The organism is Streptomyces sp. NPDC051207, assembly GCF_040682395.1.
Lineage (GTDB): Bacteria > Actinomycetota > Actinomycetes > Streptomycetales > Streptomycetaceae > Streptomyces.
Genome location: NZ_JBFBAX010000015.1, coordinates 131,609 through 150,641, shown reverse-complemented (window position 1 = coordinate 150,641; position 19,033 = coordinate 131,609). Strand labels below are relative to the sequence as shown.

Below are 19,033 nucleotides of genomic sequence, written 5' to 3'. Positions count from 1 at the left end.
TGTGGGGTTGCTGTGAAGCGGCCGTGGGAAGCGTGGCAGGAGATGCCGGGTCTGTCAGGGCCGCGTCAGAACATTGGCTGGAAACGGTTCGTTGTCCGGGAGTTCACGTTCGGTATACGGACACTTGAAGCGTGGAGTCGGGTAGCGGGCGTGCCCGGGGCCGGGTCGGGCCGCGCCCGTGGACGTGCCGCGCGCCGGTCACGCCGGACGGGCTCGGGGGCCGGCGCCGGTCACCCGCGTCACGCCAGGCTGTCCCGCCACGCCCGGTGCAGGTCCGCGAACCTGCCCGTGCCGGCGATCAGTTCGGCCGGGGTGCCGTCCTCCACGACGCGCCCCTGTGCCATCACCAGCACCCGGTCCGCGATCTCCACGGTGGACAGCCGGTGCGCGACGACGACCGCCGTACGTCCCCTCAGCACCGTCGCCATCGCCCGCTGCACGGCCCGCTCTCCGGGAATGTCCAGCGAACTCGTCGCCTCGTCCAGGATCAGCACCGCGGGGTCGGCGAGCAGCGCCCGCGCGAACGCCACGAGCTGCCGCTGCCCCGCGGAGATCCGGCCGCCGCGCTTGCGGACGTCGGTGTCGTAGCCGTCGGGCAGGGCGCTGATGAAGTCGTGCGCGCCGATCGCCCTCGCGGCCCGCTCGATGTCCTCGCGCGAGGCGTCCGGGCGGCCGATCGCGATGTTCTCGGCGACCGTGCCGGAGAACAGGAACGCCTCCTGCGTCACCATCACCACCCCCTGCCGCAGCTCCGGGAAGGCCAGGTCGCGCAGGTCCACGCCGTCCAGCAGGACCCGCCCGGCGGAGGGGTCGTAGAACCGGGCGAGCAGCTTGGCCAGGGTCGACTTGCCCGCGCCGGTCGAGCCGACCACGGCGACCGTCTGCCCGGCCGGGATCGTCAGGTCGAAGCGGGGCAGCACCTCGCCGCCCGTGCGGTAGCGGAAGCCGACCGCGTCGAAGACGACCGTGCGGCCGGGCCGGTCGCCCGCGAGCGGCGGCAACTGCTTCGGCGCCACCGGCTCCGGCACGGACGGCGTCTGCGCCAGCAGCCCCGCGATCTTCTCCAGCGAGGCCGCCGCCGACTGGTAGGAGTTCAGGAACATGCCGAGCCGGTCGATCGGGTCGTACAGCCGCCGCAGATACAGCACCGCCGCCGCCAGCACCCCCAGCGCCAGTGAGTCCTCCGCCACCCGGTACGCGCCCCACAGCACGATCAGCGCGACGGCCGTGTTGGCGACCAGCCGCGAGCCGACCACGTACCGCGCCATCTCCAGCAGCGCGTCGCCGTTCGTGCGCTCGTGGCGCCGGTTCAGGACCCGGAAGTCCGCGTCGTTGACGGTCTCGCGGCGGAACGCGCGCACCGGCCGGATGCCGTTCATCGTCTCCACGAACTTCACGATCACCGCGGCGATGGCCGTGGACCGCGCCCGGTACACCCGGCCCGCGCGCCGCCGGTAGACCCGCACCAGCAGGTACAGCGGCCCGAACGACGCCACCGCGACCGCGCCGAGCCCCAGGTCCAGCCAGAGCAGCAGCGCCGAGATGTAGACGAACGACAGGATGACCGAGACGAGTTCCTGGAGCCCCTCGTCCAGCAGCTCGCGCAGCGACTCGACGTCCGTCGTGGCCCGGGAGATGAGCCGGCCCGAGGTGTAGCGCTCGTGGAAGTCGATGCTGAGCGCCTGGGCGTGCCGGAAGATCCGGCCGCGCAGATCCAGCAGCACGCTCTGGTTGACGTGGGCGGAGGCGACGATGAACGCGTACTGGAGCGCGCCCGCGGCCAGCGCGCACAGCAGATACCCGGCGCCGACCGCGATCAGCGGACCCCGGTCGTGGTCGCGGAACGCGGGCACCGCCCGGTCGATGGCGTACGCCACCAGCAGCGGGCCCGCCTGCACCGCCGCCTGCTGGAGCAGCAGCAGGAGCGTGGTCACCGCGACGCGCGCCTTCATCGGCGCGAGCAGGGAACGCAGCAGCGCGCGCGTCGCGCCCGGGGGAGCGGGCAGGACGTCCCGGTCGAAGGCGTCGCCGGCGCCGGGCGCGGGGTCCGGCCGGTCCTCGTCGCCGGTGGCCGGGACGGACGTCGTCGGCGCGGTCATCGCTCGGCCTCCGCTTCCTCTTTTCCGGGACCTTCTTCGGCGGCCCCGTGCGGGGTGCCGTCGAGGCCCGACATCAGATGTGCGTACTCGGCGTTCGTCCGCAGCAGTTCGTGATGGGTGCCGACGGCGGTGATCCGGCCGCCGGACAGCAGGGCGACGCGGTCGGCGAGCTGCACCGTGGACGGACGGTGGGCGACGATCAGCGCGGTCGTCCCGGCGAGCACCCGGCGCAGCGCGGCCTCCACGGCGGCCTCGGTGTGCACGTCCAGCGCGGACAGCGGGTCGTCCAGGACGAGGAAGTCGGGGCGGCCGACGACCGCGCGGGCCAGGGCGAGGCGCTGGCGCTGGCCGCCGGAGAGGCTGAGGCCCTGCTCACCCACCTGAGTGCCGGTGCCCTGCGGCAGGGCGTGCACGAAGTCGGCCTGGGCGACGGCGAGGGCGTGGCGCAGCTCCGCCTCACCGGCGTCGTCACCCGCGCCCATCAGGACGTTCTCCCCGACGGTCGCCGAGAAGAGGGTGGGTTCCTCGAAGGCCACGGCGACCTTGGAGCGCAGGGTGTCGCGGGCCATGCGGGTGATGTCGACGCCGTCGAGGGTGATGCGGCCCGAGGTGGGCTCGTGCAGGCGGGGGATCAGCGCGGTGAGGGTGGTCTTGCCGCTGCCGGTCGCGCCCACCAGGGCCATGGACTCGCCGGGGCGCACGTGCAGGGTCACCCCGGCCAGGGCGGGCGGGGAGCCGGGGGCGGCGTCGGGGTAGCGGAAGGTGACGTCCTCGAAGCGGATGCCGTCGGGGCGGCCGGCCTCGGGGCGGGCCCGCACCCCGGACTCCTCCGGGGCGTCCATCACCTCGAAGTAGCGTTCCGTGGCCGTCGCCGCCTCCTGGCTCATGGCCAGCAGGAAGCCGATCGAGTCGATGGGCCAGCGCAGGGCCAGGGCCGTGGAGAGGAACGCGACCAGCGTGCCCGCGGACAGGTCGCCGTCCGCGACCTGGACGGCGCCGGCCACCAGGGCCGCGCCGATGGCCAGTTCGGGCAGGGTGACGATGACGCCCCAGATCGTCGCCAGCAGGCCCGCCTTGCGCAGCTCCGTACCGCGCAGGGTGCCGGACAGGTCGCGGAACGCCCGCGCCTGGCTGCGGTGCCGGCCGAAGCCCTTGATGACGCGGATGCCGAGCACGCTCTCCTCGACGACCGTCGTCAGGTCCCCCACCTGGTCCTGGGCGAGCCGCGCCACGCGCGCGTACCGCTTCTCGAAGACCACGCAGGTGACCATCACGGGGACGGCGGGCCCGAGGATCACCAGGCCGAGCATCCAGTCCTGCATCAGCATGATGATCACGCCGACGACGATCGTCACGCCGTTGACCAGCAGGAACGTCAGCGGGAAGGCGAGGAACATGCGCAGCAGCATCAGGTCGGTGGTCGCACGGGACAGCAGCTGGCCCGACGGCCACCGGTCGTGGAAGGCGATCGGCAGCCGCTGGAGGTGCCGGTACAGATCGGCCCGCATCTCCGCCTCGACGCGCGACAGGGGCCGCGCCACGAGCCAGCGCCGCAGCCCGAACAGCAGCGCCTCGCCGACCCCGAGCAGCAGCAGGTACAGCGCGCCGAGCCACACGCCCGCCGGGTCCCGGTCCGCGATCGGCCCGTCCACCATCCACTTCAGGACGAGCGGGATCACCAGACCCAGGCAGGAGGCGAGGACCGCGACGAAGGCCGCGCTGAACAGCCGCACCCGCACGGGGCGCACATAGGGCCACAGACGCAGCAGGGCACGAACGGCGGAACGGTCCTCGGCGGCGGTTTTCGTGGGCATCAGCAGCGAGCCTACGGAACACCACTGACACTGCCCACCGAGTTTCGGCCCACCCACCGCCAGCCCTCGCGGCCCGGCTCCTGGCCTCGCGGCCCGGCTCCTGGCCTCGCGGCCCGGCTCCTGGCCTCGCGGCCCGGCCTCCTGGCCTCGCGGCCCGGCTCCCGGCTCCTGCCCTCGCAGTCCGGCTTCCCGGCCCGGCCTCCTGGCCTCGCGGCCCGGCCCCCCGGCCGCCCGCTCCGAACTCAGGCCCACTGTCCGGCCCGAGGCCCACCCCGCGGCTCGGCCTCCCCGCCCGACCCCACGTCCCCCCACCCCACGGTCAGGCCGCGACCCGTCCCGCCCTCAGCCCTGCGCCTGCACCCGCAACAGCAGCACCGTCCGCCCCGGCACCGTGATCTCCGTGCCCCCCGGGTGCGTGGTGCCCGGTTCGCCGGACTGCTCCTCGCGCGAGGTGTCCACGACCACCTCGTACCGCTGCGCCCACGGCGGACCCGGCAGCACGAAGTCCACCGGGGTCTCCCCGGCGTGCAGCACGGCGAGGAAGCTGTCGTCCACGACGGGGTCGCCCCGCTCGTCCCGGCCCGGTATGTCCCGCCCGGACAGGTACATGCCGAGCGTGGCCGCGGGCGCGTACCAGTCCCGTTCCGTCATCTCCGTGCCGCGCGAGGTGAACCAGGCCAGGTCCCGCAGCCCGTCCGCGGAGTGCGGCCGGCCCGAGAAGAACGCCCGGCGGCGCAGCACCGGATGCCGGTGGCGCAGGGCGATCAGGCGGGCGGCGAGATCGAACAGGGCACGCCAGCCGGGGTCGTCCAGCAGCCCCCAGTCCAGCCAGCCGATCTCGTTGTCCTGGCAGTAGGCGTTGTTGTTGCCCCGCTGCGTCCGGCCCATCTCGTCGCCCGCGACCAGCATCGGCACGCCCGTCGACAACAGCAGCGTCGTGAGCAGGTTCCGCAGCTGGCGGCGGCGCAGCGCCCGGACGGCCTCGTCGTCCGTCTCGCCCTCGGCGCCGCAGTTCCAGGACCGGTTGTCGTCGGTGCCGTCCCGGTTGCCCTCGCCGTTCGCCTCGTTGTGCTTGCGCTCGTAGGAGACCAGGTCCCGCAGGGTGAAACCGTCGTGCGCGGTGACGAAGTTGACCGAGGCGTACGGGCGGCGCCCGCCCCACGCGTACAGGTCGCTGGAGCCCGACAGGCGGTAGCCCATCTCCCGTACGTCCGGCAGTGCGTGGCGCCAGAAGTCCCGCACGGCGTTGCGGTAGCGGTCGTTCCACTCCGTCCACAGCGGCGGGAAGGCGCCCACCTGGTAGCCGCCCGAGCCGATGTCCCACGGCTCGGCTATCAGCTTCACCCGGCGCAGCACCGGGTCCTGGGCGATCACCGCGAGGAACGGCGACAGCATGTCCACGTCGTGCATGGACCGCGCGAGCGCCGCCGCCAGGTCGAAGCGGAAGCCGTCCACGCCCATCTCGGTCACCCAGTAGCGCAGCGAGTCCGTGATCAGGCGCAGCACGTGCGGCTGCACCACGTGGAGGGTGTTCCCGCAGCCCGTGTAGTCGGCGTAGCGGCGCGCGTCCGGCTGGAGCCGGTAGTAGCCGCGGTTGTCGATGCCCTTCATCGACAGCGTCGGCCCCAGCTCGCCCGCCTCCGCCGTGTGGTTGTAGACCACGTCGAGGATCACCTCGATGCCCGCCGCGTGCAGCGCGCGCACCATCCGCTTGAACTCGCCGACCTGCTGGCCCGTCGTACCGGAGGCGGCGTACCCGGCGTGCGGGGCGAAGTAGCCGATCGAGTTGTAGCCCCAGTAGTTCCTCAGGCCCCGCCGCAGCAGATGGTCCTCGTGCGCGAACTGGTGCACCGGCAGCAGCTCCACCGCCGTCACACCGAGCCTCGTCAGATGCTCGATCGCCGCCGGGTGCGCGAGACCCGCGTAGGTGCCGCGCAGTTCCTCGGGGACGCCCGGGTGACGCATGGTGAAGCCGCGCACGTGCAGCTCGTAGATCACCGAGTCCGCCCACGGCGTCTTCGGCCGCCGGTCGTCCGACCAGTCGTCGTCGTCATGGACGACGACGCCCTTCGGGACGTACGGCGCGGAGTCACGGCCGTCGCGCACGGTGTCGGCGACGTGCTGGTCGGGCCAGTCCCGCACATGCCCGTACACCTCCGCGGGCAGCCGGAAGTCGCCGTCCACCGCGCGCGCGTACGGGTCGAGGAGCAGTTTCGCCGGGTTCCAGCGGGCGCCCGTCCACGGGTCCCAGCGGCCGTGCACCCGGTAGCCGTACCGGCGGCCCGGCAGCACGTCCGGCACGAAGCCGTGCCATATCCCGTGCGTCAGCTCGGTCAGCCGCACCCGCGTCTCCGCGCCGTCCGCGTCGAACAGGCACAGGTCGACCGCCTCGGCGCCGCCCGCCCACAGGGCGAAGTTGGTGCCGGCCACCCCCTCCGGGCCCACCCGGTACCGGGCGCCCAGCGGCGTCGGCGCACCCGGCCACGCGGCCGTCCCCGGCGCGCGGCGCGGCACGCCGTTCACCACGACGGCGGCGGGGCGCCCGTCCCTGGTGGCGGACTCCTCGGTCACCCCGGTGGCGGGCCCCTCGGCCACCGTCTCCTGCTCGGCTGCGCTGGACACCTGTCCGCCTCCCACGGCTCGCGGAACGACGCGACGACGGGGCCCGCGGCGCCCCGGCCCCGGGCCGCCCCGGCTCCCCTCGCGTCGTCCTTCACCCCAGTCTGCCCACCGCACGGCTCGCACTCACGTTTCCCCGGGGCGGGGCTGATCGTTGGGCCCCCATGTGAGGCATGCACAAGGGCGCGCGCGGCGCGCGAGGGCCGCACTGGCCGCCGTACTGGCATGGGCGGGACTGCTGGCCGGGGCCGCCGGCTGCACGGGTGACAGCCCCGGCGGCCCCGGCGCTCCCGGCGGGCCGCCCGCACCCGGGGACCACATCCGGATCACGCCGGGCGACGGCAGCCGCGGCGTCCGGCCCGGCGCGAAGCTGCGGGTGCGGGTGGCGGGCGGGCGGCTGGCGAAGGTGAGGGTCGTCGTCAGGTCCCGGGACGCCCGGCGGACCCCGGTGCCCGGCCGGATCTCCGCCGACGGCCGGCGCTGGCGGCCGGCCGAGGACCGGCTGGCGCTCGCCGCCCGGTACACCGTCGACGTCGTCGCCCTGGACGGCCACGGCCGCCGCTCGGCCCGGCACGCCACGTTCACCACCCACGTCCCCGTCGAACGCTTCACCGGGCACGTCACCCCGGGCGGCCGTGCCACCGTCGGCACCGGCATGATCGTCTCCCTGAGGTTCACCCGCAGGATCGCGTACCGCGCCGCCGTCGAACGCGCGGTCCGCGTCACCGCCCGCCCCGCCGTCGACGTCCGCGCCCACTGGTTCGGCAGGAACCGCCTCGACTTCCGTCCCGAGCACTACTGGAGACCCGGCACCCGCGTCACCGTCGGCCTGCGCCTGCGCGACGTGGAGGGCGCACCCGGCGTCTACGGCGTCCAGGACGAGACGTTCGCCTTCACCGTCGGCCGCAGCCAGGTCTCCGTCGTGGACGCCGCCCGGCGCACCATGCGGGTCCGGCGCGACGGCGCGCTCGTGGCCACCGTGCCCGTCACGGCCGGGGCGCCGGCAACCACCACGTACAACGGGAAGATGGTGGTCACGGAGATGCTCGAGGTGACCCGCATGGACGGCCGCACGGTCGGCTTCGGCGGCGAGTACGACATCAAGGACGTGCCGCACGCCATGCGCCTGACCGAATCCGGCACCTTCCTGCACGGCAACTACTGGGCGCCGCCCGCCGTGTTCGGACGGCGCAACGTCAGCCACGGCTGCGTCGGACTGCGCGACGTGAAGGGCGGCGGCGCGCACACCCCGGCCGGCTGGTTCTTCGACCGCAGCCTGGTCGGGGACGTCGTGGAGGTGGTCAACAGCAGGGACCGCACGGTCGCCCCGGACAACGGCCTGGGCGGCTGGAACATGAACTGGCGGGCCTGGAAGGCGGGCAGCGCGCTGCGGTAGCCGACTCCGGCCGGGCGCACCGGTCTGTTGAAGTCGGTACGGAACAGTGACAGTTTCACCACATCAACCCCCCTGACCATGTGGTTAACATGCGCCAAACGGCGCGGGACGCGCTTGGGGGTGGGCCTCGGTGGGGCCCTGTGAGGGGAGAAACAATTGAACGTGCGACCGATACCGGGGGCTTCGGTTGACGCGCGGGCGCGGCACCGGAGCCAGGGCGCACTGGCGCTGATACTCGGGGTGCTGATGCTGGCCGCCACCGCGTGCGGCTCGGGCGGCTCGGGTTCCGCCTCGGGCGGCGAGGACGGCAAGGGCAGGGGCAGCGACTCCGGGGCAGCGCAGAGCGGGCAGTCCGAGGCGGTCGTCACCATCGCCCCGAAGGACGGCGCGAAGTCCGTCGACACCAAAGGCGCCCTGAAGGTCACCGCGGACCGGGGCAAGCTGGCCGAGGTCGTGGTCAAGGACTCCGACGGCGGCACGATAGCCGGGAAGATGTCCGGGGACGGCGCCACCTGGACCCCGTCCACCCACCTGGCCGCCTCCACCAAGTACACGGTGCACGCGGTCGCCAAGGACTCCGCGGGCCGCACGTCCGCCGCGGAGTCCGGCTTCACCACCCTCACGCCGCAGAACACCTTCATCGGCCACTTCACCCCGGAGGACGGCTCCACCGTCGGAGTCGGAATGCCGTTCTCCGTGCGCTTCACCCGGGGCATCACCGAGCCCGAGGACGTGGAGAAGGCCATCACCGTCACCACCGAACCCGCCGTCGAGGTCGCCGGCCACTGGTTCGGCAACGACCGCCTCGACTTCCGCCCGGAGAAGTACTGGAAGGCCGGCACCAGGGTCACCGTCAAGCTCAACCTCAACGGCGTCGAAGGCCGCCCGGGCGTGTACGGCGAGCAGGCCAAGACCGTGAAGTTCACCATCGGCCGCAGCCAGGTCTCCACCGTCGACGTCAAGACCAAGAAGATGAAGGTCGTCCGCGACGGTGAACTGATCAAGACCATCCCCGTCACCACCGGAAAGCCCGGCTACGACACCTGGAACGGCCAGATGGTCATCAGCGAGAAGCTCACCGTCACCCGCATGAACGGCGACACGGTCGGCTACGGCGGCGAGTACGACATCAAGGACGTCCCGCACGCCGTGCGCCTGACCACCTCCGGCACCTTCCTGCACGGCAACTACTGGGGCGGCGACGCCTTCGGCAACTACAACGACAGCCACGGCTGCGTCGGGCTGCGCGACGTGCGCGGCGGCTGGGACAAGAAGACGCCCGCCGCCTGGTTCTTCAACCGCTCGATGATCGGCGACGTCGTGATCGTCAAGAACTCCGACGAGAAGACCGTCGCCCCCGACAACGGCCTCAACGGCTGGAACATGTCCTGGGAGAAGTGGAAGGCCTGAGCCCTGCCTGCCACGGCGGACCCGGTGTGAGCTACGGCACCGGGTCCGCCGCCGTTAGTGCCCGTTAACCTGCCTGCATGACCGTGAATCTCGAAGTCGCCGAAGGCGTCGGCACGCTGCGCCTGGACCGCCCGCCGATGAACGCGCTGGACATCGCCACCCAGGACCGGCTCAAGGAACTCGCCGAGGAGGCCACGCGCCGCGACGACGTGCGCGCCGTGGTCGTCTACGGCGGCGAGAAGGTGTTCGCGGCCGGCGCGGACATCAAGGAGATGCAGGCCATGGACCACACCGCGATGGTCCTGCGCGCCCGCGCCCTCCAGGACTCCTTCACCGCCGTCGCCCGCATCCCCAAGCCGGTCGTCGCCGCCGTCACCGGCTACGCCCTCGGCGGCGGCTGCGAGCTGGCGCTGTGCGCGGACTTCCGCATCGCCGCCGACAACGCCAAGCTCGGCCAGCCGGAGATCCTGCTCGGCCTGATCCCCGGCGCCGGCGGCACCCAGCGCCTCGCCCGGCTGGTCGGCCCGTCCAAGGCCAAGGACCTCATCTTCACCGGCCGGATGGTCAAGGCCGACGAGGCGCTCACCATGGGCCTCGTGGACCGCGTCGTCCCGGCCGCCGACGTGTACACCGAGGCGCACGCCTGGGCGGCGAAGCTGGCGCAGGGACCGGCCGTCGCGCTGCGCGCCGCGAAGGAGTCCATCGACACGGGCCTGGAGACGGACATCGAGACCGGGCTCGCCGTGGAGCGGAGCTGGTTCGCGGGCCTGTTCGCCACCGAGGACCGCGAGCGCGGCATGCGCAGCTTCGTCGAGGAGGGCCCCGGCAAGGCGAAGTTCCTCTGAGGTCTCTCTGAGGCTTCTCCGCCGTTCCGCCGCGTGCAATGGACCGTGCAATTGACGCGGTGTCCGATCCGGGTCCCCCGTCGGGGCGGTTTGTGGCAGCCTTGAGCCCGCCTCAACTCCGCCGCGCCGAGGGAGCCCGTCGATTGCCTCCAACCGAGCCGTCGCCGCAGGTCGGGCGGGATGTCACCGATATCGAAGCGTCGTCGGCGCAGGCCGCCCGGCCGTCACGAACCGGGACGTTCCGGGGTGCGCGTTCCCCCGGAACGGCCCCGGAGCCACCGCCGGGCGGCCATCATGGGGGCATGGCGGGGCTGGAGGGTACGGATCAGCCGCGGGGAGACGCACGTGCGACCGCGGCGCGCTGGTCGCCGGCGGTCGAGGACGAACGCGCGCTGAGGGCGGTGGAGCTGTACGGCAACCCCGCGGAGTGCGAGGTGCTGTTACCGTCCCTCCCCGAGTCCGCCGGCACCGCCCGCCGCCTCGCCCAGGTCGCCGTCCTGCGCCAGTGGGGACTCACGCCGAAGCTGGCGGAGAGCGCCGTCCTGCTCGTCTCCGAGCTGGTCGGCAACGCCGTACGGCACACCGGCGCCCGGATCTTCGGCCTCCGCATGAAGCGCCGCCCCGGCTGGGTGCGGTTCGAGGTGCGGGACCCGTCGCGGGGGCTGCCCTGCCTGATGCCGGTGCAGGAGATGGACGTCAGCGGCCGGGGGCTGTTCCTCGTCGACAAGCTGTCCGACCGCTGGGGCGTGGACCTGCTGCCGCGCGGCAAGACGACGTGGTTCGAGATGCGGGTCGCCGACCGGTGAGGACGCGGCGGGTGTTCCGGGGCGCTGCGGGGCGTCCCGGCGGCGCGGACCGCCGACGCCCGCCCGGACCGCCGACCGGGTGAATCACCGGTTTTCCCCCGCAACGCCCCTTAAATGGTGCGCGTGACCACGACCTCACGCCGCAAGACCCGCCCCACCCTCGCCCCCCTCCTCCCCCTCACCCGAGCCCTGCTCGCCGGCGCCGCGCTCGCCGCTCTCGCCGCCTGCGGCGCGGACACCGAGGACCGGGCCGCGCAGGCCCGCGCCACCGGCGCCGCCGTACCCGCCCCGCCGGAGAAGCAGACCGACGGCCTGCCCGGCATGCCGCCCGTGCTCGACCCGCAGGACGTGTACGCGGCCGACCGCCCGAACAAGCTGTCCCCGGTCGTGAAGGACTTCCCGTCCCGCGTCTACGTCCCGAACACCGAGTCCGACACGGTCACCGTCATCGACCCGAAGACGTACGAGGTCGTCGACACCCTGCGCGTCGGCCGCCAGCCCCAGCACGTCGTCCCGAGCTGGGACCTGAAGACCCTGTGGGTCAACAACAACCGCGGCCACACCCTCACCCCCGTCGACCCGAGGACCGGCAGGGCGGGCAAGCCGGTGGAGGTGCACGACCCGTACAACCTCTACTTCACGCCGAACGGCAAGTACGCCGTCGTGATGGCCTCCCTCGACCGCGAACTCGTCTTCCGCGACCCGCACACCATGAAGCGGAAGAAGACCGTGCCGGTCAGCTGCTACGGCGTCAACCACGCCGACTTCTCGCTCGACGGCCGCTACTTCATCGTCTCCTGCGAGTTCAGCGGCGAACTGCTCAAGGTCGACACCGAGAAGATGAAGGTCGTCGGGCAGCAGAGGCTGCCGTTCGACGGCGCCATGCCGCAGGACGTCAAGCTCTCACCCGACGGCAAGAGGTTCTACATCGCCGACATGATGGCCGACGGCATGTGGATCGTGGACGGCGACACCTTCGGCAAGCCGCGGTTCCTGCCCACCGGCAAGGGCTGCCACGGCCTGTACGTCAGCCGCGACTCCCGCGAGATGTACATCTCCAACCGCGGCGAGGGCACCGTCTCCGTCTTCGACTTCACCCGGGGCAGGCTCACCAAGAAGTGGACCCTGCCCGACGGCGGCAGTCCCGACATGGGCGGCGTCTCCGCCGACGGCAAGGTCCTGTGGCTCTCCGGCCGCTACGACGCCGAGGTGTACGCCATCGACACCCGCACCGGCATCCAGCTCGCCCGCATCAAGGTCGGCAGCGGACCGCACGGCCTCGCCGTCTACCCGCAGCCCGGCCGCTACTCCCTCGGCCACACCGGCGTCTTCCGCTGACCCACCGGGCCGGACCCCGCCCCCGGTGTGCTGTGATCGCCGGTTAATCTGACCGGCGACAGTGGATGATCCGCGGGATCACAGCACGGAATGAGGGGCGGGCCGGTGGCCGACATCGAGGAAGCGCGCAAGCAGTTCGACAGGATCGACCTGGACGGGGACGGCCTGATCACCGCCGCCGAGTTCAAGACCGCCCTGGCACAGCAGGGCGACTGGCACGTCACCGAGTCGGTCGCCGAGGCGATCATCAACAGCCGCGACCTGAACGGCGACAAGCTCATGTCGTTCGACGAGTTCTGGTCGTACCTGAACAAGTAGGCGCTCACGAAGGGGCGCGGCTTCCCGCGGGCATCCGGCGCCCCTTCGGCATGCCCGCCCCTCTGCGGCCCGGCCCGTCAGTCCCGCCTCGCCCACGTCCGCAGGGCCGCCCGGCTCTCGAAATCGGCCACGTTCTTGTCCAGCGGGTCGTCGGTGTACTGGTGGAAACGCCACCTGGCCTTGATGCGGGGCTTGCCCGCGGTGACGTAGTCGGCGATCCAGAGGGCGTCACCGGCGTACGACGTCGTGTCGATGTTCAGCCAGAAGTGCCGGTTGCAGTACAGGATCACCCGGTTGGCCGGACGCAGTTCGCGCAGCTTCCTGATGAAGCGGTCCTTCTCGGCGTTGCTCGCGTACGTGCCCTCGCTGGTCCTCTCCCAGTCGACCGCGAGGATGTCGCCCGCCCTTTCCGGGGCCTTGCTGACGAAGTACTCGGCCTGGGCCGTGAGGTTGCCCGGCCAGAGGAAGTGGTAGAAGCCGACGACGAGTCCGGCGTCGCGGGCCGTCTTCGTCTGGGCCGCGAGTCTGGGGTTGACGTAGGTGCGGCCCTCCGTCGCCTTGACGAAGACGAAGGACAGGCCGTCGGTGTCGTAGGAGGAGGGCTGGTAGGCGCTCACGTCGATGCCGCGCAGCATGGGAACCCCCTTGAAGTGCCGCTGTGGGGAGAGGAGTCGGGATTGTTGTATGCCCCACACTGACCCGACTGATCCGTGTCCGGCCGAAGTTGTCCACTTCGGTCCACGGCGGGCGGCCGGGTCCACGGCGGCACGATTCCCGGTCGCACGGCACGGGCTGCACAGCAGGGGGCGGGGCAGCGGTGACGGGCGCGGCGCGGCGGTTGCGGTGCGGCCGGTCCCGTCAGCACTCGATGATGTTGACCGCCAGCCCGCCCCGCGCCGTCTCCTTGTACTTGACCGACATGTCCGCGCCGGTCTCCTTCATCGTCTTGATGACCTTGTCCAGGGACACCTTGTGGGAGCCGTCACCGCGCATCGCCATGCGGGCGGCGGTCACGGCCTTCACCGCGGCCATGCCGTTGCGCTCGATGCACGGGATCTGGACGAGGCCGCCGACCGGGTCGCAGGTCAGGCCGAGGTTGTGCTCCATGCCGATCTCGGCGGCGTTCTCCACCTGCTCCGGGGAGCCGCCCAACACCTCGGCGAGCGCGCCCGCCGCCATCGAGCAGGCGGAGCCGACCTCGCCCTGGCAGCCGACCTCGGCGCCGGAGATGGAGGCGTTCTCCTTGAACAGCATGCCGATCGCGCCGGCCGCCAGCAGGAAGCGGACCACGCCCTCCTCGTCGGCGCCGGGCACGAAGTTGACGTAGTAGTGCAGGACCGCCGGGATGATGCCGGCCGCGCCGTTCGTCGGGGCGGTCACGACCCGGCCGCCGGCCGCGTTCTCCTCGTTGACGGCCATCGCGTACAGGGTGATCCACTCCATCGCGAGGGCCTTCGGGTCGCCCTCGGAGCGCAGCTTGCGCGCGGTGTTCGCGGCGCGGCGGCGCACCTTGAGGCCGCCGGGCAGGATGCCCTCGCGGGACATGCCGCGCCTGACGCACGCCTGCATGACCCGCCAGATCTCCAGCAGCCCGTCGTGGATCTCTTCCTCGGTGCGCCAGGCCCGCTCGTTCTCCAGCATCAGCGCGGAGATCGACAAACCCGTCTCCCGGGTCAGGCGCAGCAGCTCGTCGCCCGTACGGAAGGGATACTTCAGGACCGTGTCGTCCAGCTTGATCCGGTCGGCGCCGACCGCGTCCTCGTCCACGACGAAGCCGCCGCCCACCGAGTAGTACGTCTTCGACAGCAGCTCGGCCCCGGAGGCGTCGTGGGCCCACAGGGTCATGCCGTTGGCGTGGTAGGGGAGCGTCTTGCGGCGGTGCAGGACCAGGTCGTCGTCGTACGAGAAGGCGATCTCGCGGTCGCCGAGGAGGCGGAGCCGGCCGGTGGACCTGATCGTCTCCACCCGCTCGTCGGCGGTCTCCACGTCGACCGTGCGGGGCGAGTCGCCCTCCAGGCCGAGCAGCACCGCCTTGGGCGTGCCGTGGCCGTGTCCGGTCGCGCCCAGCGAGCCGTACAGCTCGGCGCGGACCGAGGCGACGGAGCCCAGCAGGTCCTCGTTGCGCAGCCGGCGGGCGAACATGCGCGCCGCCCGCATCGGGCCCACCGTGTGGGAGCTCGACGGACCGATGCCGATCGAGAACAGGTCGAAGACCGAGATGGCCACGGGGACTCCTTACAGCGGGGGTGGTGCGGGGGGCCGGGCACCGCACGTGTCGCCGCGTGCGGTGCCCGGGGGGCCTACTTGTTCAGCCCGGGGTACAGCGGGTGCTTGCCGGCCAGCGCCTTCACGCGGCCCTTGAGCGCCTCCGCGTCGCAGGACGGCTTCAGCGCCTCGGCGATCACGTCCGCGACCTCGGCGAAGTCCTCGGCCGTGAAGCCGCGGGTGGCGAGGGCGGGCGTGCCGATCCGCAGGCCGGACGTCACCATCGGCGGGCGCGGGTCGTTCGGGATCGCGTTGCGGTTGACGGTGATGCCGATCTCGTGGAGGCGGTCCTCGGCCTGCCGGCCGTCCAGCTCGGAGTCGCGCAGGTCCACCAGGACCAGGTGCACGTCCGTGCCGCCGGACAGCACGTCCACGCCCACGGCCCGCACGTCGTCCTCGACCAGGCGCTCGGCGAGGATGCGGGCACCTTCCAGGGTACGGCGCTGGCGCTCCTTGAAGTCCTCGGAGGCGGCGACCTTGAACGCGACGGCCTTGGCGGCGACCACGTGCTCCAGCGGGCCGCCCTGCTGACCGGGGAAGACCGCCGAGTTGATCTTCTTGGCGAGGTCGGCCGTGGACAGGATCACACCGCCGCGCGGGCCGCCCAGCGTCTTGTGGGTCGTGGTGGTGACCACGTGCGCGTGCGGGACCGGGTTGGGGTGCAGCCCGGCCGCGACCAGACCGGCGAAGTGCGCCATGTCGACCATCAGGTACGCGCCGACCTCGTCGGCGATCCGGCGGAACGCGGCGAAGTCCAGCCGGCGCGGGTAGGCCGACCAGCCCGCCACGATCAGCTTCGGCCTGGCCTCCTTGGCGAGGCGCTCGACCTCGGCCATGTCGACGCGGCCGTCGTCGCCGACGTGGTAGGCGACGACGTCGTAGAGCTTGCCGGAGAAGTTGATCTTCATGCCGTGGGTCAGGTGCCCGCCGTGCGCGAGGTTCAGGCCCATGATCGTGTCGCCGGGCTTGAGCAGCGCGAACATCGCGGCGGCGTTGGCCTGGGCGCCCGAGTGCGGCTGCACGTTGGCGTGCTCGGCGCCGAAGAGGGCCTTCACGCGGTCGATGGCGATCTGCTCGACCACGTCGACGTGCTCGCAGCCGCCGTAGTAGCGGCGGCCCGGGTAGCCCTCGGCGTACTTGTTGGTGAGGACCGAGCCCTGCGCCTCCATGACCGCGACCGGCGCGAAGTTCTCGGAGGCGATCATCTCCAGGGTGGACTGCTGGCGGTCCAGCTCGGCGTCGACCGCGGCGGCCACGTCCGGGTCGAGCTCGTGCAGGGGCGTGTTCAGGAGCGACATGTGTGCTACAACCTCTCAGCCGGCGGAAAAGGCGGTGTACTCGTCGGCGGAGAGCAGGTCGGCCGGCTCCTCCGAGACGCGCACCTTGAACAGCCAGCCGCCCTCGAAGGGCGCGGAGTTCACCAGCGACGGGTCGTTGACGACGTCCTCGTTGACCTCGGTGACCTCGCCGGTGACCGGGGAGTACAGGTCGGAGACCGACTTCGTCGACTCCAGCTCGCCGCAGGTCTCGCCGGCGCTCACGGTGTCACCGACGTCCGGGAGCTGGACGAAGACGACATCGCCGAGCGCGTTCGCCGCGTGCTCCGTGATGCCGACCGTCGAGACGCCGTCCTCGGCGGCCGACAGCCACTCGTGCTCCTTGCTGTAGCGCAGCTGCTGGGGGTTGCTCATGGCCTGGATTCTCCTGTACGCGAGGGAGTGCTGGTGAATGGAGAGACTGCTGGGACCGCTGCTGAGCAGCGTAAAGGGGCGCGGCGACCCACCCGGCAGGCGTGCCGGGCCCCGAGCCGCGCTTCAGTGTCTACTTCTGGCGCTTGTAGAACGGCAGAGCCACGACCTCGTAGGGCTCATGACTGCCGCGGATGTCCACGCCGACGCCGGGGGTGCCCGGCGCCGCGTGCGCCGCGTCGACGTACGCCATCGCGATCGGCCTGCCCAGCGTGGGCGAGGGGGCGCCGGAGGTGACCTCGCCGATCACCTCGCCGCCCGCGACCACGGAGTACCCGGCGCGCGGCACGCGGCGGCCCTCGGCGATCAGGCCGACCAGGACCCGCGGCGGGTTCTCCCGGGCGCGGTCGGCGGCCTCCCGCAGGGCCTCGCGCCCCACGAAGTCGCCCTCCTTCTCGAACTTCACCACCCGGCCGAGCCCGGCGTCGAACGGCGTCAGGGAGGTCGTCAGCTCGTGCCCGTACAGCGGCATGCCGGCCTCCAGGCGCAGCGTGTCCCGGCAGGACAGGCCGCAGGGCACCAGGCCGACGCTCTCGCCGGCCTTCGTCAGCGCCTGCCACAGCTCGACGGCGTGCTCCGGCTTCACGAACAGCTCGAAGCCGTCCTCGCCGGTGTAGCCCGTGCGCGCGATCAGCGCGGGAACGCCCGCGACGGTGCCGGGCAGGCCCGCGTAGTACTTCAGGCCGTCCAGGTCGGCGTCCGTGAGGCTCGCCAGGATCCCCGGGGACTCGGGCCCCTGCACGGCGAGCAGCGCGTAGGCGTCCCGGTCGTCGCGCACCTCGGCGTCGAAGCCCGCGGCGCGCTCGGTCAGCGCGTCCAGCACCACCTGGGCGTTGGAGGCGTTCGCCACCACCATGTACTCGGTCTCGGCCAGCCGGTACACGATCAGGTCGTCCAGGATGCCGCCGTCGGCCCGGCAGATCATGGTGTAGCGGGCGCGGCCCACGCCGACGGAGGCGATGTTGCCGACCAGGGCGTAGTTCAGCAGCGCGGCGGCCTGCGGGCCGGTGACGGTGATCTCGCCCATGTGGGAGAGGTCGAACAGGCCGGCCCGGGTGCGCACGGCGACGTGCTCGTCGCGCTCGGAGCCGTAGCGCAGCGGCATGTCCCAGCCGGCGAAGTCGGTCATGGTCGCGCCGAGCGAGCGGTGCAGGGCGTCCAGCGCGGTACGGCGGGGTTCGTTACTGCTCATCGGACGGTCGTCTCCAAGGGCGATGGGGCACCTCCCACGCGAGCGTGATGCGAGCGTGGGGGAGGGCGAGGTCGTTCCTCCCCATCTGTCATCGGAACCTGAGAGGTTCGCCACGACCGGCCCGGGAAAGGGATGGACATGGCTTGCACCTTGGGTGGGGCCACCGAACGGCGGCCCGCTTTCCAGATGTGCCTCGCCCGCGCGGTAACTGGGGCCTGAGAGATTCAAGGGAGGGACTTGCTCCTTCGGCGCCCCGGGCAGTGCCGGGGACTCTCCCGCGCGGATTCAAACGGCCGGTATGCAGTTGGCGGCCACATCATTGCACGCCCGGACGGCTCGCCGACAGGCCCGCACTTGTCACCGGCTTGTGGCAGTAAGTGAACGAAAAAGCGGGACCGTCTGCATTACCTTCTTTTTACACTCGTCGGGAACGGGACTCCGTACCCGACCCCAGGGGGGACGATCACGGTGAACAGGACCTCGGCGTACGCCACGACATCGGGCATCGCGCTGCCCGAGCAGGCCGCTGTCCCGGCCCGGGGAGCATGCGGCCCGCAGCCCGCACCGGTCGTCCGCGACCTGCGCGACCGCGGCGGGCACAGCCCCCGCGCCCTCCTCTTCGGCCCCCGCGACCTCGTCGTCGTCACCGGCCTGCCCGGCAGCGGCAAGTCCACGCTGATGCGGCGCGCCGTGCCCGGCCGGCGCGTCGACTCCCAGGACACCCGGGACCGCTGGGACCGCCGCCTGCCGGGCTTCCTGCCGTACGCCGTCTACCGCCCGCTGGTCCGCCTCGCGCACTACGCCGGGCTGTGGCGCGCGCTGCGCTCCGGCGAGGGCGTCGTCGTGCACGACTGCGGCACCCAGGCCTGGGTGCGCGCCTGGCTGGCCCGCGAGGCCCGCCGCCGGGGCGGCAAGCTGCACCTGCTGCTGCTCGACGTCACCCCGCAGCAGGCGCTGGCCGGTCAGCGCGACCGCGGCCGGGGCGTCTCCCGCTACGCCTTCCGCAGGCACCGCGCGGCCACCGACCGGCTGCGGCGCGCGATCACCGAGGGCGATCTGCCGGCCGGCTGCGGCTCGGCGGTCCTCGTGGACCGGGACGCGGCGAACGCGCTGCGCCGCATCGGCTTCACGGGCTGACCGGACCGCGCCCGGCACCCGATAGCCTTTTCCGCCACAGCAGTGG

Annotated in this window: 15 protein-coding genes and 1 riboswitch; of the genes, 7 read left to right on the top strand and 8 right to left on the bottom strand. The window is 72.4% G+C overall.

Annotated features, from left to right (window positions below; translation table 11 throughout):
• Positions 1 to 239: 239 nt before the first annotated feature.
• From AB0M97_RS17215 to glgX, 3 genes are all read right to left on the bottom strand, one after another.
• Positions 240 to 2,099, bottom strand: a complete 1,860-nt coding sequence (locus tag AB0M97_RS17215; protein WP_365961681.1) for an ABC transporter ATP-binding protein — start codon at positions 2,097 to 2,099, stop codon at positions 240 to 242.
• Positions 2,096 to 3,913 (bottom strand): ABC transporter ATP-binding protein, encoded by a 1,818-nt coding sequence (locus AB0M97_RS17210; RefSeq protein WP_365961680.1) that lies wholly within the window; start codon positions 3,911 to 3,913, stop codon positions 2,096 to 2,098. Before AB0M97_RS17210 ends, AB0M97_RS17215 begins: the two co-directional genes overlap by 4 nt.
• A gap of 342 nt (positions 3,914 to 4,255) precedes the next feature.
• A complete protein-coding gene (gene glgX / locus AB0M97_RS17205) occupies positions 4,256 to 6,535 on the bottom strand; it encodes a glycogen debranching protein GlgX (RefSeq protein WP_365961679.1) in 2,280 nt (759 codons plus the stop codon).
• 163 nt (positions 6,536 to 6,698) lie between these two features.
• Here glgX and AB0M97_RS17200 point away from each other — a divergent pair, with 163 nt between their 5' ends.
• The 6 genes from AB0M97_RS17200 (at position 6,699) to AB0M97_RS17175 (ending at position 12,645) form a co-directional block, all read left to right on the top strand.
• Positions 6,699 to 7,928, top strand: a complete 1,230-nt coding sequence (locus AB0M97_RS17200) for an Ig-like domain-containing protein (RefSeq protein ID WP_365961678.1) — start codon at positions 6,699 to 6,701, stop codon at positions 7,926 to 7,928.
• 156 nt (positions 7,929 to 8,084) lie between these two features.
• On the top strand, positions 8,085 to 9,338 hold the full coding sequence (locus AB0M97_RS17195; RefSeq protein ID WP_365961677.1) for an Ig-like domain-containing protein: 1,254 nt from the start codon (positions 8,085 to 8,087) through the stop codon (positions 9,336 to 9,338).
• A 77-nt stretch (positions 9,339 to 9,415) separates the two neighbouring features.
• A complete protein-coding gene (locus AB0M97_RS17190) occupies positions 9,416 to 10,183 on the top strand; it encodes an enoyl-CoA hydratase-related protein (protein ID WP_365961676.1) in 768 nt (255 codons plus the stop codon).
• A 302-nt stretch (positions 10,184 to 10,485) separates the two neighbouring features.
• Positions 10,486 to 10,989 carry an ATP-binding protein gene (locus AB0M97_RS17185; protein ID WP_365961675.1) on the top strand — a complete coding sequence of 168 codons (504 nt, stop codon included), beginning with the start codon at positions 10,486 to 10,488 and terminating at the stop codon, positions 10,987 to 10,989.
• Positions 10,990 to 11,178: 189 nt separating this feature from the next.
• Positions 11,179 to 12,327, top strand: coding sequence for a YncE family protein (locus tag AB0M97_RS17180; protein WP_365961690.1), 1,149 nt, complete (start codon positions 11,179 to 11,181; stop codon positions 12,325 to 12,327).
• Between the two features lie 105 nt (positions 12,328 to 12,432).
• Positions 12,433 to 12,645: an EF-hand domain-containing protein gene (locus tag AB0M97_RS17175; protein WP_365961674.1), complete on the top strand. Its 213-nt coding sequence runs from the start codon at positions 12,433 to 12,435 to the stop codon at positions 12,643 to 12,645.
• Between the two features lie 77 nt (positions 12,646 to 12,722).
• Here the strand turns inward: AB0M97_RS17175 and AB0M97_RS17170 are convergent, their stop codons facing one another.
• The 5 genes from AB0M97_RS17170 to gcvT form a co-directional block, all read right to left on the bottom strand.
• Positions 12,723 to 13,280, bottom strand: a complete 558-nt coding sequence (locus tag AB0M97_RS17170) for a glycoside hydrolase family 25 protein (RefSeq protein WP_365961673.1) — start codon at positions 13,278 to 13,280, stop codon at positions 12,723 to 12,725.
• A 223-nt stretch (positions 13,281 to 13,503) separates the two neighbouring features.
• A complete protein-coding gene (locus tag AB0M97_RS17165; RefSeq protein WP_365961672.1) occupies positions 13,504 to 14,871 on the bottom strand; it encodes an L-serine ammonia-lyase in 1,368 nt (455 codons plus the stop codon).
• 74 nt (positions 14,872 to 14,945) lie between these two features.
• Complete coding sequence (gene glyA, locus AB0M97_RS17160; protein ID WP_365961671.1) at positions 14,946 to 16,208, bottom strand: serine hydroxymethyltransferase; 1,263 nt, start codon at positions 16,206 to 16,208, stop codon at positions 14,946 to 14,948.
• Positions 16,209 to 16,223: 15 nt separating this feature from the next.
• Positions 16,224 to 16,601, bottom strand: coding sequence for a glycine cleavage system protein GcvH (gcvH, locus tag AB0M97_RS17155; RefSeq protein ID WP_365961670.1), 378 nt, complete (start codon positions 16,599 to 16,601; stop codon positions 16,224 to 16,226).
• A 130-nt stretch (positions 16,602 to 16,731) separates the two neighbouring features.
• Entirely contained in the window at positions 16,732 to 17,850 is a 1,119-nt protein-coding gene (gcvT, locus tag AB0M97_RS17150) for a glycine cleavage system aminomethyltransferase GcvT (protein WP_365961669.1), read from the bottom strand.
• A gap of 192 nt (positions 17,851 to 18,042) precedes the next feature.
• Positions 18,043 to 18,138, bottom strand: a riboswitch (glycine riboswitch).
• Positions 18,139 to 18,318: 180 nt separating this feature from the next.
• On the opposite strand from gcvT, the gene AB0M97_RS17145 reads away from it, so the two are divergent.
• Positions 18,319 to 18,987 (top strand): AAA family ATPase, encoded by a 669-nt coding sequence (locus AB0M97_RS17145; RefSeq protein ID WP_365961668.1) that lies wholly within the window; start codon positions 18,319 to 18,321, stop codon positions 18,985 to 18,987.
• The last annotated feature ends 46 nt before the right edge of the window (positions 18,988 to 19,033 follow it).